This is a genomic window from Synechococcus sp. CS-1326 (genome assembly GCF_025128115.1).
Classification (GTDB): domain Bacteria; phylum Cyanobacteriota; class Cyanobacteriia; order PCC-6307; family Cyanobiaceae; genus Regnicoccus.
Genome location: NZ_JAHLYV010000026.1, coordinates 35,812 through 49,535 on the forward strand (window position 1 = coordinate 35,812; position 13,724 = coordinate 49,535).

At 64.5% G+C, this 13,724-nt stretch carries 19 protein-coding genes and 1 tRNA gene; 2 read left to right on the plus strand and 18 right to left on the minus strand.

Features of this window, described 5'->3' with window-relative positions:
- Positions 1 to 8 precede the first annotated feature (8 nt).
- Positions 9 to 980 (minus strand): glycosyltransferase family 2 protein, encoded by a 972-nt coding sequence (locus KQ307_RS09730; protein ID WP_259700763.1) that lies wholly within the window; start codon positions 978 to 980, stop codon positions 9 to 11.
- Positions 981 to 1,044: 64 nt separating this feature from the next.
- Entirely contained in the window at positions 1,045 to 1,824 is a 780-nt protein-coding gene (locus tag KQ307_RS09735; RefSeq protein WP_259700764.1) for a C40 family peptidase, read from the minus strand.
- 17 nt (positions 1,825 to 1,841) lie between these two features.
- Here KQ307_RS09735 and KQ307_RS09740 point away from each other — a divergent pair, with 17 nt between their 5' ends.
- The gene (locus tag KQ307_RS09740; protein WP_259700765.1) at positions 1,842 to 2,792 is read left to right on the plus strand and encodes a class A beta-lactamase-related serine hydrolase; all 951 of its coding nucleotides are present in this window, start codon (positions 1,842 to 1,844) and stop codon (positions 2,790 to 2,792) included.
- A gap of 40 nt (positions 2,793 to 2,832) precedes the next feature.
- Here the strand turns inward: KQ307_RS09740 and KQ307_RS09745 are convergent.
- Both KQ307_RS09745 and alr read right to left on the minus strand, forming a co-directional pair.
- Positions 2,833 to 2,921 (minus strand) — tRNA-Ser (locus KQ307_RS09745).
- A gap of 18 nt (positions 2,922 to 2,939) precedes the next feature.
- Positions 2,940 to 4,130, minus strand: a complete 1,191-nt coding sequence (alr, locus tag KQ307_RS09750; RefSeq protein ID WP_259700766.1) for an alanine racemase — start codon at positions 4,128 to 4,130, stop codon at positions 2,940 to 2,942.
- A 151-nt stretch (positions 4,131 to 4,281) separates the two neighbouring features.
- On the opposite strand from alr, the gene KQ307_RS09755 reads away from it, so the two are divergent.
- Positions 4,282 to 4,779, plus strand: a complete 498-nt coding sequence (locus KQ307_RS09755) for an HNH endonuclease (RefSeq protein ID WP_259700767.1) — start codon at positions 4,282 to 4,284, stop codon at positions 4,777 to 4,779.
- Between the two features lie 45 nt (positions 4,780 to 4,824).
- Here KQ307_RS09755 and prfA read toward each other — a convergent pair whose 3' ends face one another.
- The 14 genes from prfA to rpsE form a co-directional block, all read right to left on the minus strand.
- Positions 4,825 to 5,928, minus strand: coding sequence for a peptide chain release factor 1 (prfA, locus tag KQ307_RS09760; protein ID WP_259700768.1), 1,104 nt, complete (start codon positions 5,926 to 5,928; stop codon positions 4,825 to 4,827).
- Positions 5,929 to 6,033: 105 nt separating this feature from the next.
- Positions 6,034 to 6,300: a 50S ribosomal protein L31 gene (gene rpmE / locus KQ307_RS09765; RefSeq protein WP_259700769.1), complete on the minus strand. Its 267-nt coding sequence runs from the start codon at positions 6,298 to 6,300 to the stop codon at positions 6,034 to 6,036.
- Between the two features lie 8 nt (positions 6,301 to 6,308).
- Positions 6,309 to 6,716 carry a 30S ribosomal protein S9 gene (rpsI, locus tag KQ307_RS09770; protein WP_259700770.1) on the minus strand — a complete coding sequence of 136 codons (408 nt, stop codon included), beginning with the start codon at positions 6,714 to 6,716 and terminating at the stop codon, positions 6,309 to 6,311.
- A complete protein-coding gene (rplM, locus tag KQ307_RS09775; protein WP_259700771.1) occupies positions 6,713 to 7,165 on the minus strand; it encodes a 50S ribosomal protein L13 in 453 nt (150 codons plus the stop codon). Before rplM ends, rpsI begins: the two co-directional genes overlap by 4 nt.
- Positions 7,166 to 7,279: 114 nt before the next feature.
- A complete protein-coding gene (gene truA / locus KQ307_RS09780) occupies positions 7,280 to 8,143 on the minus strand; it encodes a tRNA pseudouridine(38-40) synthase TruA (RefSeq protein WP_259700829.1) in 864 nt (287 codons plus the stop codon).
- Entirely contained in the window at positions 8,140 to 8,490 is a 351-nt protein-coding gene (gene rplQ, locus KQ307_RS09785) for a 50S ribosomal protein L17 (RefSeq protein WP_259700772.1), read from the minus strand. Before rplQ ends, truA begins: the two co-directional genes overlap by 4 nt.
- A gap of 38 nt (positions 8,491 to 8,528) precedes the next feature.
- On the minus strand, positions 8,529 to 9,467 hold the full coding sequence (locus KQ307_RS09790) for a DNA-directed RNA polymerase subunit alpha (protein WP_259700773.1): 939 nt from the start codon (positions 9,465 to 9,467) through the stop codon (positions 8,529 to 8,531).
- 51 nt (positions 9,468 to 9,518) lie between these two features.
- On the minus strand, positions 9,519 to 9,911 hold the full coding sequence (gene rpsK / locus KQ307_RS09795) for a 30S ribosomal protein S11 (RefSeq protein ID WP_259700774.1): 393 nt from the start codon (positions 9,909 to 9,911) through the stop codon (positions 9,519 to 9,521).
- A 70-nt stretch (positions 9,912 to 9,981) separates the two neighbouring features.
- Positions 9,982 to 10,347, minus strand: coding sequence for a 30S ribosomal protein S13 (gene rpsM, locus KQ307_RS09800; protein WP_259700775.1), 366 nt, complete (start codon positions 10,345 to 10,347; stop codon positions 9,982 to 9,984).
- A 93-nt stretch (positions 10,348 to 10,440) separates the two neighbouring features.
- Complete coding sequence (gene rpmJ, locus KQ307_RS09805; protein WP_006173336.1) at positions 10,441 to 10,554, minus strand: 50S ribosomal protein L36; 114 nt, start codon at positions 10,552 to 10,554, stop codon at positions 10,441 to 10,443.
- A gap of 45 nt (positions 10,555 to 10,599) precedes the next feature.
- The gene (locus KQ307_RS09810; RefSeq protein WP_259700776.1) at positions 10,600 to 11,148 is read right to left on the minus strand and encodes an adenylate kinase; all 549 of its coding nucleotides are present in this window, start codon (positions 11,146 to 11,148) and stop codon (positions 10,600 to 10,602) included.
- Entirely contained in the window at positions 11,145 to 12,464 is a 1,320-nt protein-coding gene (secY, locus tag KQ307_RS09815) for a preprotein translocase subunit SecY (protein WP_259700777.1), read from the minus strand. Before secY ends, KQ307_RS09810 begins: the two co-directional genes overlap by 4 nt.
- Before the next feature lie 133 nt (positions 12,465 to 12,597).
- Positions 12,598 to 13,050, minus strand: a complete 453-nt coding sequence (gene rplO, locus KQ307_RS09820) for a 50S ribosomal protein L15 (RefSeq protein ID WP_259700778.1) — start codon at positions 13,048 to 13,050, stop codon at positions 12,598 to 12,600.
- Between the two features lie 7 nt (positions 13,051 to 13,057).
- On the minus strand, positions 13,058 to 13,714 hold the full coding sequence (gene rpsE / locus KQ307_RS09825; protein WP_259700779.1) for a 30S ribosomal protein S5: 657 nt from the start codon (positions 13,712 to 13,714) through the stop codon (positions 13,058 to 13,060).
- Positions 13,715 to 13,724 lie beyond the last annotated feature (10 nt).

Below are 13,724 nucleotides of genomic sequence, written 5' to 3' on the forward strand. Positions count from 1 at the left end.
GCAGGGCGTCAATCGCTCTGACTGCCGCGCAACGTGGCCCTCACCCGGTAGATCGGTCGGCCCTGGCTTTCGTGGTAAGTGCGCATCTGCAGCTCGGCGAGCAGGCCGAAGCAGAACAGCTGAATTCCCGCAACGATGGCAAGCACGCCGACCGAGAGCAGAGGGCGGTTGCCGATGTCGGCATCGAAGAACACCTTCTCGCTCAGCAGGATCAGGCCGATCACCACTCCCACGCTGAGGCTGGCGAGGCCACCGAAGCCGAACACATGCATCGGCCGGGTCAGGAATCGTTTCATGAACCAGACGGTCAACAGGTCCATCAGCACCCGGAAGGTCCGATCGATCCCGTATTTGCTGGCACCGAAGCGACGAGGGTGATGGTTCACCTTCACCTCGCTGATCCTGGCTCCTTCAATGAAGGCAAGCGCCGGCAGAAAGCGGTGCAGCTCCCCGTAGAGGTTGAGGTCGGCAACCACTTCACGGCGGTAGGCCTTGAGAGAACAGCCGTAATCGTGCAGCTTCACGCCGGTGACCCTGGCGATCAGGCGGTTGGCGATCTTCGAGGGGAGCAGTCTCTGCAACGCCGCGTCCTGGCGCTGGTGTCTCCAGCCGCTGACCAGGTCGAATCCCTGCTCCAGCCGCTCCAGCAGCAGGGGGATGTCGGCGGGATCGTTCTGCAGATCGCCGTCCAGGGTGATCAGCACAGCGCCGCTGCTGGCATCGAATCCGGCCGCCATTGCGGCTGTCTGGCCATAGTTTCGGCGCAGCAGCACAGCCACCAGTTCCGGCGTTGCGCGGGCCAGTTGCTCGAGGATGACATCGGAGCCATCGCTGGAGCCATCGTCAACGAGCACCAGTTCGAACCTGCGTCCCATGGGCCTCAGAACCGCAATCACCTGCTCCACCAGCAGGTGCACGCTGTCGTGCTCGTTGAAGAGGGGGATGACCACCGAGAGTTCGAATCCGCTCGGATCGCCCATGGCACTTGGGGCAGGAAGGTCTGCAACTTACGGGAACCACCGGTATGCGGTCTCCGGCAGGGCCTCAGGGCAGGGTGGTGCCGTCATGGCAGCGCACAACACGGCCGGCCCCCCGCAGCTCGTTTCTGTAGTGACGGCCGACCGGATCCTGATCATGGGCTGTGAGCTGATTGATGGCCAGCCCGTCATGACCATGCTCCCGGCCGGAGCTGTGCAGATAGCGACCTTCCCCCAGGTAGAGCGCCACGTGGGTGCAGCGCTGCGGCCGGCCGAAGAAGATCAGATCCCCTGGCCGCAGCAGGCTGAAGCTTCCCGGCCTGACGGCGACCGGTTGGCAGAAGCGCTCCTGTTGATAGGCATCCCGCGGGATCCAGATCCCGGTGCTGGCGTAGGCGCTCTGCACCAGGCCGGAGCAGTCGAAGTCGGGGCCTGTGGTGCCACCCCACAGGTAGCGGTTGGGCTGGCTGGCCGCCTGGTTCGCGTAGCCGATCACGGCTGGTATGGCGGCTGTGATCGCGGCTGAATCCAGCAGCCGCGGGAGTGGCTTTCTGCTCGCCACGGCGGCGCCCAGCAGGTCGCGCCGCTCCAGCCAGCAGGGGTAGCCATCTTCAAGCAGCCTCACCCTCAGCCTGCCGATCGATCCGGCCGGCTCCAGCACCTGAAGCCGGCGGCCCGCGCTGGCCTGGGTGGCGAGGCCCTGACCCCGCGCTCCGCTGTAGCCGTCGAGCTCTGCTGTCAGCCTCCAGCAACTTCCACCCAGCAGTAAGTCCGGTGCGGCGGGCGTGCCTGGTGTCGGCAGATCTTCGCCTCGATCTCCCTGGGGCTGGGTGCCTAATCTCTGCATTCCTGCGGCCACGAGTGATGGCGTTTTACCGCCCGGATCGGGCGATGGGCGTAATCCTGGAGGATCGGATCCGGTCCCTGGAGCTTGATGGCCGGCCGGGCCTGGGCAGCCAGCTCTCGATCTGTTGGCTTCGCTACGACCGTTCCCTGGTCGGCAGCGCTGACTCCCTGAGTGATCCGGCTGCGTTCTGGGCTGAGCCGGCGGCCGGGGCCAGCTGGCGCGGCGATCAGGCCGCCTACCCGGCCAGCGTCGTGAAGCTGTTCATCCTGGCGGGAGTGGAGGCCTGGTTGCAGCGTTGCCTGATCGAGGACAGCGACGAGCTGCGCCGTGCCATGGCCGACATGATCCGTGATTCAAGCAATGACGCCACCTCTCTGCTGGTGGACGTTCTGAGCGGAACCACAAGTGGTCCGGAGCTTCCCGAGGTCCCCTTCCGGGCCTGGGTCGCCCAGCGCCAGCTGCTCAATCAGTGGTTCGTCGGCTTGGCCTGGCCGGAACTGAAGGGGTGCAACCTCTGCCAGAAAACCTGGGGTGATGGACCCTACGGACGTGAGAGGCAGTTTTACGGACCGGCGCTCGAGAACCGCAACAGGCTCAATGTCGAGGCCACGGCCCGGTTGCTGCACGCCATCGTGGCCGGCAGCTGCGTGTCGCCACCGGCCAGCGCCCGGATGCGTCAGTTGCTGCAGCGATCACTGGATTCAACCGAGCGTGCTGCCGATCCCGAGAACCAGGTGGATGGATTTCTCGGCGAGGGGCTTCCGCAAGGGGCGAGGCTTTGGAGCAAGGCCGGCTGGATGAGTCAGGCTCGCCACGACGCCGCCTATGTGGAGATCGATGGCCATCAGCCCTTCCTGCTGGTGGTGTTCACGGAGGGGGCGGAGCGGGCCGGCGATGAGAGCCTTCTGCCCGGCCTGGCAAAAAGCCTCAGCGAAGCCTGCCGAAGGGAGATCTGCCCAGGCGCCTGAGCTTCGGCAGCCTGCCCAGGCAGGCAGGGTGCATCGGGAACGGAGAGGGAGGGATTCGAACCCTCGACAGAAGTTGCCTCCTGTAACTCCTTAGCAGGGAGCCGCTTTCAACCACTCAGCCACCTCTCCAGAGGCAGGTAGAGCTTATCAGCGCTCCAGCCTGCTCTCGCCGGCCAGCAATCGGGGCAGGCGGTGCTTGAAACCGCAGAGGATCTCCCAGGCGATCGTTCCGCAGGCCTCGGCCCATTGCTGGGGGGCGATCGCCAGTCCGCCATCCCGACCCAGCAGGGTCACCACGGAACCCACGGCCAGCTGGGGGCAATCGGTGGCATCGATCATCAGCTGATCCATGGTGATGGCCCCCAGCTGGGGCAGCCGCGTTCCGGCGAACAGGACGTCCATCTGATCGGACAGTTGTCTTGGCACACCATCGGCATAGCCGATCGCCACCACAGCCAACCGGCTCGGACGGTTCGTCTGGAATCGGTGCCCGTAGCTGACCCCGACCCCGGCTGGCACGTCACGAAGCAGGGTGACCCGGGCTCGAACGGCCATGGCGGGCGCGAGGGGCAGGCATCCCGCCAGATGGGGAGCGGGAGAATGGCCGTAGAGGGCGAGACCCACCCGCACCAGGTCGTAGTGAAGTGTGGGGCAGCGCAGGGTTCCGGCGGAGTTCGCCAGGTGACGTCGACCGGTGCTCAGATCAGCGCGGCCCATCGCCTGCAGGGCGCTGTCAAAACGCTGCTGTTGCAGCGCGGTCAGGCCGCTGACACCGCCGTCCGCTGCGTCGGCACCGGCCAGGTGGGAGTACACCCCGCCGACGGCGACGGCATCAAGCTGGTTCAGGAATGCCAGCAGCTTGGCCCCCTCGGCCCAGGCGACGCCAAGGCGAGCCATGCCGGTGTCGAGCTTGAGATGGACGGCCATGGTTCGGCCGCTGCCCGTGGCCAGATTCTGGCAGAGCTGCGCTTCCCGGCTGCTGCTGATCGTCGGCATCAGCCCCCAGTGAAGGCAATGGGCAAGGTCTTCCGGTTGGACCAGGTTGCCCATCACGAGCAAGGGCGCCTGAATTCCGGCCTGGCGCAGCTCCACTCCCTCCTGCAATGTGGCTACCCCAAGCGAGCCGGCACCGCCCTGCAGGGCGGCCCGCGCCACCGGCAGTGCACCATGGCCGTAGCCATCGGCCTTCACCACCGCCATCAGCTCGCAGCCTGGTGCCAGGAAGGCCCGAAGACTGCGGGCATTGCGGCTGATCGCGCCCTCGTCGATCTCCACCCAGGCCCGTTGACGGGGGTGGAGGCGACAGGAGGGAGCCGTCGTTTCAGAGGCGGCGGCCATCAAAGCTGAATCCGGGATCAGGCTGTGGTCGGTCAGCCGACCTGAGCAGTGCATTCTCTCCGACCGTAGGGCGGATGGAATGCAGACTGGAGCGGAGCGACTAACATTGAAATATCGATTGGATCTGGCATCACGCCATGGGCAGAGCGCCATGAGCCAGGTTCTTGTCCTCAACGCCTCCTACGAGCCTCTCAACATCACCACCTGGCGGCGGGCCACCGTGATGGTGTTGATGGGCAAGGCTGAAGGGCTTGAGCATGATTCTGGTCATCGGATCCGAGGCGATCTGCTTCTGCCGACGGTCATTCGCCTCAGGCAGTTCGTCCGAGTGCCGTTCAAACAGATGCCCCTGACCCGCCGCAATGTCTTCCAGCGCGACGGACAGGCCTGTCAGTACTGCGGCTATCAGGGCGAGCAGCTTTCGATCGACCATGTGATCCCGCGCAGCCGCGGTGGAGTCGACAGCTGGGAGAACGTCACCACGGCTTGCCTGCGCTGCAACGTTCGCAAAGGCAATCGAACCCCGCGGGAGGCGGCCATGCCCCTGGCAAAGGTGCCCCGCCGGCCCGTGAGCACCCTGTATTTCGAAGCCACCCGGCAGATCCGCTCCGGGCGCCGGGAATGGGCCAAGTATGTGATCGGTGCCTGAGGGGCGATCTCTGGGTTGTCGGGACGCCGCGCGCGGGTGGCCCGTTCAGCTGATTCCGCTGGCCTCGGCTGCCAGCTTCTCCATCCGGTTGCGCTGATCGGCGGCGACGGAGGCCCCGATCAGCTCGCCGAGCTGGCCTGCCAGCACGGGCTCCAGGCTGAAGTTTCGATTCAGGCGGTGATCGGTGACCCGGTTGTCCTTGACGTTGTAGGTGCGGATTTTTTCGCTGCGATCGCCGCTGCCGACCTGGGCCCGCCTGGCTGAGCTCTCGGTGGCGGCGGCTTCGGCCCTTTCCCGTTCGAGCAACTTGGCCCGGAGAATCTCCAGGGCTCGCTCCTTGTTCTGCAGCTGTGAGCGTTCCTGGGTGCAGAACACCCGGATTCCGGTGGGTTTGTGCAACAGGTCGACGGCTGTTTCCACCTTGTTGACGTTCTGGCCGCCGGCACCGCCGGATCGTGCCGTGCTGATTTCCAGGTCGGCGGGGTCGAGCCGCACCTCAACCGGATCGGCCTCAGGCATCACCGCCACGGTGGCCGTGGAGGTGTGAACCCGACCCTGGGATTCGGTGGCGGGAACCCGTTGAACCCGGTGCACTCCGGCCTCGTATTTCAGCTGGCTGTAGACCCCCTGACCACGGATGGCCAGGATCAGCTCCTTATAGCCGCCCAGGTCGGCTTCGGAAGCACTCAGTGGTTGGACAGACCAGCCGAGGCTCTGGGCGTGGCGTTCGTACATCCGGGCCAGATCACCGGCCCAGAGAGAGGCCTCATCCCCACCGGCTCCTGCCCGGATTTCCAGCATCACACTGCGTTCGTCGCGGGGATCGCTGGGCAGCAGAGCCAGGATCAGCCGTTCGCGGATCGCCTCGATCCGGCCGGAAAGATCACTTAACTCGTCCTGAACCAGGACTTCCATGTCGAGGTCTCCGCGGCTTTCCTTGAGCAGACGCCTCGCTTCTGCGGCCTCTTGCTCCAGGAGCTTCAGTTGATCCTGGCCAAGCACCAACGGTTCGAGCCGGGCTCGCTCCCGGGCGAAGCGCTCGAGCTGGACGGGGTCACTGGCCACCTCGGGGTCGGCCAGCTGTTGTTCCAGTGCCGCGAAAGTGCTGGAGGCTGCCTGGAGCCGGTCTGCCAGGAAGGTGATGTCCATCAGCCGAGATCCGCCAGAGCAGCACGAAAAAATCGTTCGACCTGCCAAGCCAGGGATGGATCAGGTCTCCTCTGGAGAAGCCGAATCCGCTGCCATGGCGAAGCGTCAGGCAGCGGTGTCGTTCGAGCTGGCTTCGGGAGCTGGCTTGGCGGCTGCCGTGTCAACGCCACCCATGCCGTACTTCCGCATGAAACGATCAACCCGTCCCTCGGTATCGAGGATTTTCTGGGTGCCGGTGTAAAAGGGGTGATTGCCGCTCCAGACGTCGACATGGAGCTCAGGGTGTGTGGAGCCGGTGGTCATGACCACTTCTCCATTGCAGATCACCTTGGCTTCGGGATACCAGGTGGGGTGGATGTCGGCCTTGGGCATGGGAGGGGTCAGCGCTTGGAGAATTGGGGAGCCTTACGGGCTTTCTTGAGGCCGTACTTGCGGCGTTCCTTGGCACGGGGATCCCGGCTGAGGTGACCTTCCGTCTTGAGCGGCTTGCGGTTGTCAGGGGAGAGTTCACAGAGGGCGCGCGCCGCTCCCTGCTTGATCGCATCAGCCTGGCCGGTGAGGCCACCACCCTTGACATTGACGAGAAGGTCGTAGGCGGTGGCAAGACCCAGGGTGTCCAGTGGGGCTTTCACCGCTGCGAGATAGCTGGGATTGAAGTTGAGGTAGTGGTCCCCGGGGCGTCCGTTGATGGTGATCGTCCCGGTGCCGGGGACGACCCGAACCCGTGCAACGGCGGTTTTACGGCGGCCGGTTCCCCAGTAGACAACGCGGTTGGATGGGCTGCTCATTGGGCGGTGGCGGAAGGATCGAGGGTCAGGATCTTGGGCTGCTGGGCCGCGTGAGGGTGTTCAGCACCCTTGTAGACCTTGAGTTTGCGAAACAGCTGACGACCCAGGGCATTGTGGGGGAGCATTCCTTTGATCGCCTTTTCGACGATCCGCTCCGGCAGACGGGCCTGCAGGGCGGTGAAGGTTTCGGTTTTCATGCCCCCGGGCCTGCCGGAATGGCGGCGATAGATCTTCTGGCTGGCCTTGTTGCCGCTGATGCGGATCTTGTCGGCGTTCACGATGACGACGAAATCACCGGTGTCCAGGTGGGGCGTGAAGCAAGGTTTGTTCTTGCCCCGCAGCACGCTGGCCACTTCGGTGGCCAGGCGGCCGAGGGTCTGGTTCTCAGCATCCACCAAGTACCACTGGCGCTCGAGGGAATCCAGGGAAGGAACGGAGGTCTTGTTCATCGCGCCGGCAGGCCGGATTCAGATAACGCCCCATCTCACAGGAAGGGGCTGGACAGGTTTGGAACGTACAGGGAACACGCTGAGGCGCCTTCCGCTTTGTGCATTCACAGCTTTTCAGCTTAGCTCGTCATGGGGACCCCCTCCCTGGCTCGCCGCTGGTGGATCCGTGCTGGCCAGGACGAACCGTGGTTGGCAATCGAACCAGAGCTCTTTGGGGAACAGCTCCTCGCCGTAGCCCACCCGCAGGAGACACAGCCCCTGGGGAGGGGCCGCCTCCTTGACGTCCTGCCGCGCCCTTGTCCTCCAGCGCTGTTCAAAGGCTGCTGGTGTCAGTTTCTCTTCTCCGACCAGGGCGAGCTGCCTCACCAGGAATCGCACCATTCCATAGAGGAAGCCACTGGCCTGGACCTCGATGATGATCTGATCCCCCTGCCGCTCCAGGTGGACGGCCTGGATCGTGGTTCGCGAATGACTCCTGCGGCTTCCGGCCTTGCGGAACGCCGCAAAATCGTGGTAGCCCAGCATCCCCTCAAGGGCCTGTGCCATGGCTCGCTCGTTGAGATGGCGCTGATGCAGGTGCCAGCTGAACGGAGCCAGGAAAAGGTTGGGGGTGCGGCCGTTGTAGATCGTGTAGCGATAGCGCCGGTAATGCGCTGAAAAACAGGCATGCCAATCAGGCCTGACCTCGGCGGCGGCGCGCACCCGGAGTGTCGGCGGCAGCCGACCGTTGAGGGCCTTGGGCCAGCGCTGGGCCGGAATCGGCCCGACGGCCTCGAAATGAACCACCTGGGCAGCGGCATGAACTCCGCTGTCCGTCCGTCCTGCGGCCACGCAGAGCATGGGCCTGTGGGGATCAAGAGCCGTCAGAGCCTCCTCAAGAGTTGCCTGAACACTGGCCTGACCCCTCTGACGCTGCCATCCACAGAAGGCTGAGCCTTCGTATTGCAGGCAGAGAGCGATTCTCCGGGGGGTGTTCAGACCAGCTCGATGATGGCCATCTCGGCATTGTCGCCGCGCCGTGGCACGGTGCGGATGATCCGGGTGTAGCCACCCTGGCGCTCGCCGTAGCGCTCCTGGGCCTTGTCGAACAGGGCGTGGACCAGCTGTTTGTCGAAGATGTAACCGATCGCCCGGCGGCGCGAAGCGAGGCTGCCCTCCTTGGCCAGGGTGATCATCCGCTCGGCTTCACTGCGAAGCGCCTTGGCGCGAGCTTTGGTGGTCGTGACACGACCTTCCCGGATCAACTGGGTGGTCAGGCCACGCAGCAGCGCTTTGCGTTGGTCGGCGGGGAGCCCTAACAGAGGGACTCGGCACTGGTGTCGCATGGTTCTGGTGCGTTGAAGGGAATGAGGAAGGCGGCCGCTCAGGCGGTGGTCCGACTCTGGGGCAGGGAGATGCCGATGCGTTCAAGAGCCTCGATCACCTCATCTGCAGACTTGGAGCCGAAGTTCTTGATCTCTAGCAGATCTTCGTAGCTGAAGCCCATCAGATCGGAAACGGAATTGACCTGGGCGCGCTTCAGACAGTTGTAAGCACGGACCGAAAGGTTCAGCTCCTCAAGAGGGATCTGGCTTTCGGCGGAAACGTCGGGCTCAATCCCAGGCTCCTCGACCATGGTGAGGCTGGCCAGGGGCTGGAACAGGGCGATCAGCTGATTCGCCGCCTGGGCCATGGCGTCATCCGGGGTGATGGCGCCACTGGTGTGAATGTCGAGCCGGAGGCGTTCGCGGGCTGAGCCGCCTTCGCCGACGGCCGTTTCATCCACGGTGTAATTCACCCGGCGCACCGGCATGAACACCGCATCGATCTGGAGAAGATCGATGGAGCTGGTGTCTTCCTGGTGGCGGTCGACGGGCCGGTAGCCAACGCCGCGCTCGACGTGAACTTCGAGCTCCAGGCTGTGGCCATCAGCCACGGTGGCGATCGGGCGATCGAAATCGATCACCTGCACCTGGGAAGAGAACTGCAGATCGGCTGCTGTGACGGTGGCCGGTCCGTTGACCACCAGGCGGCCGATTTCAAGGTCGCGGCTGCGACTGTTGACAACGACCTCCTTGCAGTTCAGGAGGATGTCGAGAACATCTTCGCGAACCCCTGGCACGGTGGCGTACTCGTGGTTCACCCCGGCAATCCTCACGGCCGTGATGGCGCTGCCCTCCATGCCTCCCATCAGCACCCTGCGCAGGGCATTGCCGAGGGTGACAGCCTGGCCACGATCGAGGGGGCCGATCACGAACACTCCGGTCTGGGAGCGGTCGTCGGCAATCTGGTGCTCTACGCGGTCGATCTGATACTGATGCACGGCCTGAAGGTGGTGTGAAGGGACGCCCGAAGGCTGGTGTGGCAAGCGGGATCAGACCCGGCGTCGCTTGGAACGGCGGCAGCCGTTGTGGGGGAGAGGCGTGACATCGCGGATCAGGGTGATCTCAAGACCAGCGACCTGCAAGGCGCGGATGGCGGTTTCACGGCCGGAACCAGGACCTCTGACCAGTACCTCGATCTGCCTCATGCCTTGCTCCAGGGCGCGACGTCCGGCTGCCTCGGCTGCTGTCTGGGCGGCGAACGGGGTGCCTTTGCGGGCCCCTTTGAATCCGCTGGCTCCAGCGGATGACCAGGAGATCACCTCGCCGGCCGTGTCGGTGATCGACACGATCGTGTTGTTGAAGGTGCTCTGGATGTGGGCAACACCGTTCGGTACGTTGCGCTTCGATTTTTTGGCGCCGGTTTTCTTGGCTGGCTTCGCCATGGACAGTGGCCTGTGGTAGGGGAATGGAGGAGCTGAGCGCCCCAATCAGGAGCTCAGGCAGGGAGTCGGCTTACTTCTTCTTGCCGGCCACGGTTTTGCGGGCACCCCTGCGGGTGCGTGCATTGGTGCGGGTGCGTTGGCCCCGGACCGGCAGACCCATGCGGTGGCGACGGCCCCGCAGGCAACCGATGTCCTGGAGGCGCTTGAGGGCCATCCCTTCCTGGCGGCGCAGGTCGCCTTCCAGGGTGAAGGATTCGGCGGCGACACGCAGTTTCTGAATGTCGGCGTCGTCGAGATCCTTGACACGGATGTCAGGGCTGACCCCCGCTTTGGCAAGAATCTGCTGGGCCCGCGTCAGCCCCACGCCATAGACGTAGGTGAGCGAAATTTCGACCCTCTTGTCACGAGGGATATCAACACCGGCAATCCGAGCCACGAATGAAACGATCAGTTGGGCAGAAGGGGCGGCCCAGTGAAACACCGGGCCATGGCGATCTCAATGGACCGCCTGTGTGGAGCTTTGCTCAGGTCAGCCCTGGCGCTGTTTGTGCTTGGGATTGGTGCAGATCACCATCACCCGGCCATGGCGACGAATCACCCGGCACTTGTCGCACATCTTCTTGACCGATGCACGCACCTTCATGGGCGGCGGCTCTCCAATTTTTCAAACAGCTAACTTACCACAGAGCTATACCACAGCAGCCAGGATCCGGGCGGCGATCTCCTCGATCGAGCCGGTTGCCTCGATCGGCTCCAGCAGCTTCCGCTCCCGGTAGAACCCGATCAGGGGTTCGGTCTGCTGCCGGTAAACCTCGAGGCGGTTGCGAATCACCGCTTCGTTGTCATCGGCGCGGCCGCGGCCCAGCAGCCGCTCGACCAGGCTCTCGTCGTCGAGCTCCAGCAGCATCACCTGCTGGATCGGTTGATCCAGTTCCTCGAGCAGCAGGTTCAGGGATTCGGCCTGGGCCAGGTTGCGGGGAAAGCCATCCAGCAACCAACCGCCGTGGTGCGTCTCCAGCCGCTGGCGAACGATCGCCAGCACCAGCTGGTCGCTGACGAGTTCGCCGCTGGCCATGACCGCCTCGGCTTCGCGGCCGAGATCAGAGCCTGCCTGGACTTCGGCTCTGAGCAGTTCGCCGGTGGAGAGGTGAAGGAGCTGCCGCTGCTCGGCAAGCCGCTCGGCCTGGGTGCCCTTCCCAGCGCCGGGAGGACCGAGAAAAAGAATTCGATGGGTCATTCGCGCACCATTCCTTCGTAGCGTTGGGAAATCACGTAAGTCTGCACCTGTTTGGCTGTGTCAATGGCCACTCCCACCAGGATCAGCAGGGAGGTGGCTCCCAGCCCCTGAAATGTACGGACCTGGGTGGCCCCCTCCACGGCCGAGGGGATGATCGCCACGGCACCGAGGAACAGGCCGCCCAGCAGGGTGAGCCGGTTCTGCACACCGCCGAGATAGCTGGCCGTGGCACTGCCCGGCCGCACCCCGGGGATGGCGACGCCGGTGCGCTTCAGGTTGGTGGCGATGTCGACGGGATTGACGGTGAGCGATGCGTAGAACAGCGAGAATCCACAGATCAGGGCAAAGAAGACGAGGGCATAGAGCCAGGGGGTGCTGCTGTTCGGGTTCAGATAGCCCGCCACGCGGATCAGCCAGGGTGATCGGGTGAAGTTGGCGATCGTGAGGGGCAGGAACACCACCGCAGAGGCAAAGATGATCGGCATCACGCCACCGGCGTTCAACTTGAGCGGTAGATAGCTCTGACGGGCGGCCAGCATGCTGACCTGCCCCACCTGGCGTTTGGCACTCACGATCGGAATGCGGCGGCTGCCTTCCTGAACGAAAATGATCCCGACGATCGTGACCAGGAAAATCAGCACCAGGATCACGATGCCTCCGACCGTGGCCCGGTCGCCACTCTGGGCCAGTTCCACGGTGGAGCCGAGTGCCCGGGGCAGGGTGGCCACGATGTTCACGAAGATCACCAGGGACGCCCCCTGGCCGATGCCCCGCTCGGTGATCACCTCACTGATCCACATCACCACCATCGAGCCTGTGACCAGGGCGAGGCTGGTCTGAATCACGAAGACAGGCTGGGAAACGCCAGGCAAGGCGTATTGCCGAAGAATCAGGGCGAAGACGGTGCTCTGAAGAATTCCCCAGCCCAGTGCCACGTAGCGGGTGATCTGGGCGATCTTGCGTCGGCCGGCCTCCCCTTCGTTCTTCTGGAGATCTTCGAGCTGGGGCAGGGCGGCGGTGAGCAGTTGGAGGATGATCGAGGCGTTGATGAATGGCAGGATCCCGAGGGCGAACACGCCGAGCGTCGAGATGCCGCCGCCGGTGAAGATGTCGAGGAAGCCGATCAGCTGCCCCCCCTGCTGGATGAACTGTTGAAAGGCCACCCGGTCGATGCCGGGAACCGGGATGTAGATCCCGAGGCGAACCAGCAGCAAGAGGCCGAGGGTGGTCAGCACCCTGTCGCGCAGCCCCTTGGACTGGATCAGTTGAATGATGATTTCCCCTGCACTGGGGTTGCGCCCCCGGCTGACGAGCATGGTGTGAACGGGCGAAGGTCGGAGGAAGGACAGCAATGCTGAAAGCCGCCTGCTCAGCCGGGGATCGGCGGGCAGACGGCTCAGGCTTGTCAAACAGCTTGGTCGAACAGCACGGGAACAACCCGATCGGAGGTCAGCCGATCAGGTCGCACTGACCACCGGCGGCCTCGATTTTTTCGCGGGCGCTGCTGGTGAACGCTGCCGCCTGCACCGTGAGTTTGACCCCGAGATCACCGTTGCCGAGGATCTTGAGCGGGTGCTTCGGACTGGTGACCAGCCCGGCCTCAACCAGGGAATCCAGATTGACCAGGCTGCCGGCTTTCAACCCAGCCAGCTTGGCGACGTTCAGAACGGTGAACTGCTTGGGGTTCACCAGGGTGAAGTGCTTGAGCTTCGGCAAGCGGCGATAGAGAGGCATCTGGCCTCCCTCGAAGCCGGGGCGGGTTGGGCTGCCGGAACGGGATTTCTGGCCACGCATGCCGAAGCCGCAACTGGCGCCCTGGCCGGCGGCGATGCCGCGACCCTTGCGAAGTTTGCGGCGGCGTGAGCCTGCCTGGGGCTTGAGAGTTTGAAGGGAGAGTGTCATCACGGGCTCAGGAGTAGATCTGCTCAAGGGAAATGCCCCGTTCTTTGGCGGTTTCCTTGTGGGTCCGCAGCACCTGCAGGGCTTGGATGGCGGCGCGGGCATTGTTCAGCGGGGTTTTGCTGCCCAGCCGTTTGGCCAGCACGTTCTTGATGCCGGCCAGTTCGAGCACGGTGCGGATCGAACCGCCGGCAATCACGCCGGTGCCCGGGGCCGCGGGGCGCATCAGCACGCTGGCGGCCCCGTCGACGCCACGGCTGTCAGTGGGAATCGAGCTGGTGCGGGTGAGGGGGACCTTGACCAGATGCTTCTTGCCGTCCGCCACGCCCTTGCGAACCGCTCCGATCACGTCACCGGCTTTGCCGACGCCGACGCCCACCTGGCCCCGTTCGTTGCCGACCACCACAATGGCCCTGAAGCTCATTTTCTTGCCGCCCTTGACGGTCTTGGAGACCCGGCGGATCTGAACCACCCGTTCCTGCCATTCGGAGTCGCGCTCCTGGCCACGGCGGTTGTCGCCCCGCCGTCCACCTCCGCGTCGGTCGCCTCCTTTGGCATCAGCACCTCCCCGGCCGCCGCGCCGCTCCTGCTGGCCCTCGGCAGCGGCCGGAACATCGGCGGCCCCGGGAATCTCGCTGGACTGGATCTGTTGGTTGATTTCGCTCATGGTTGGATCC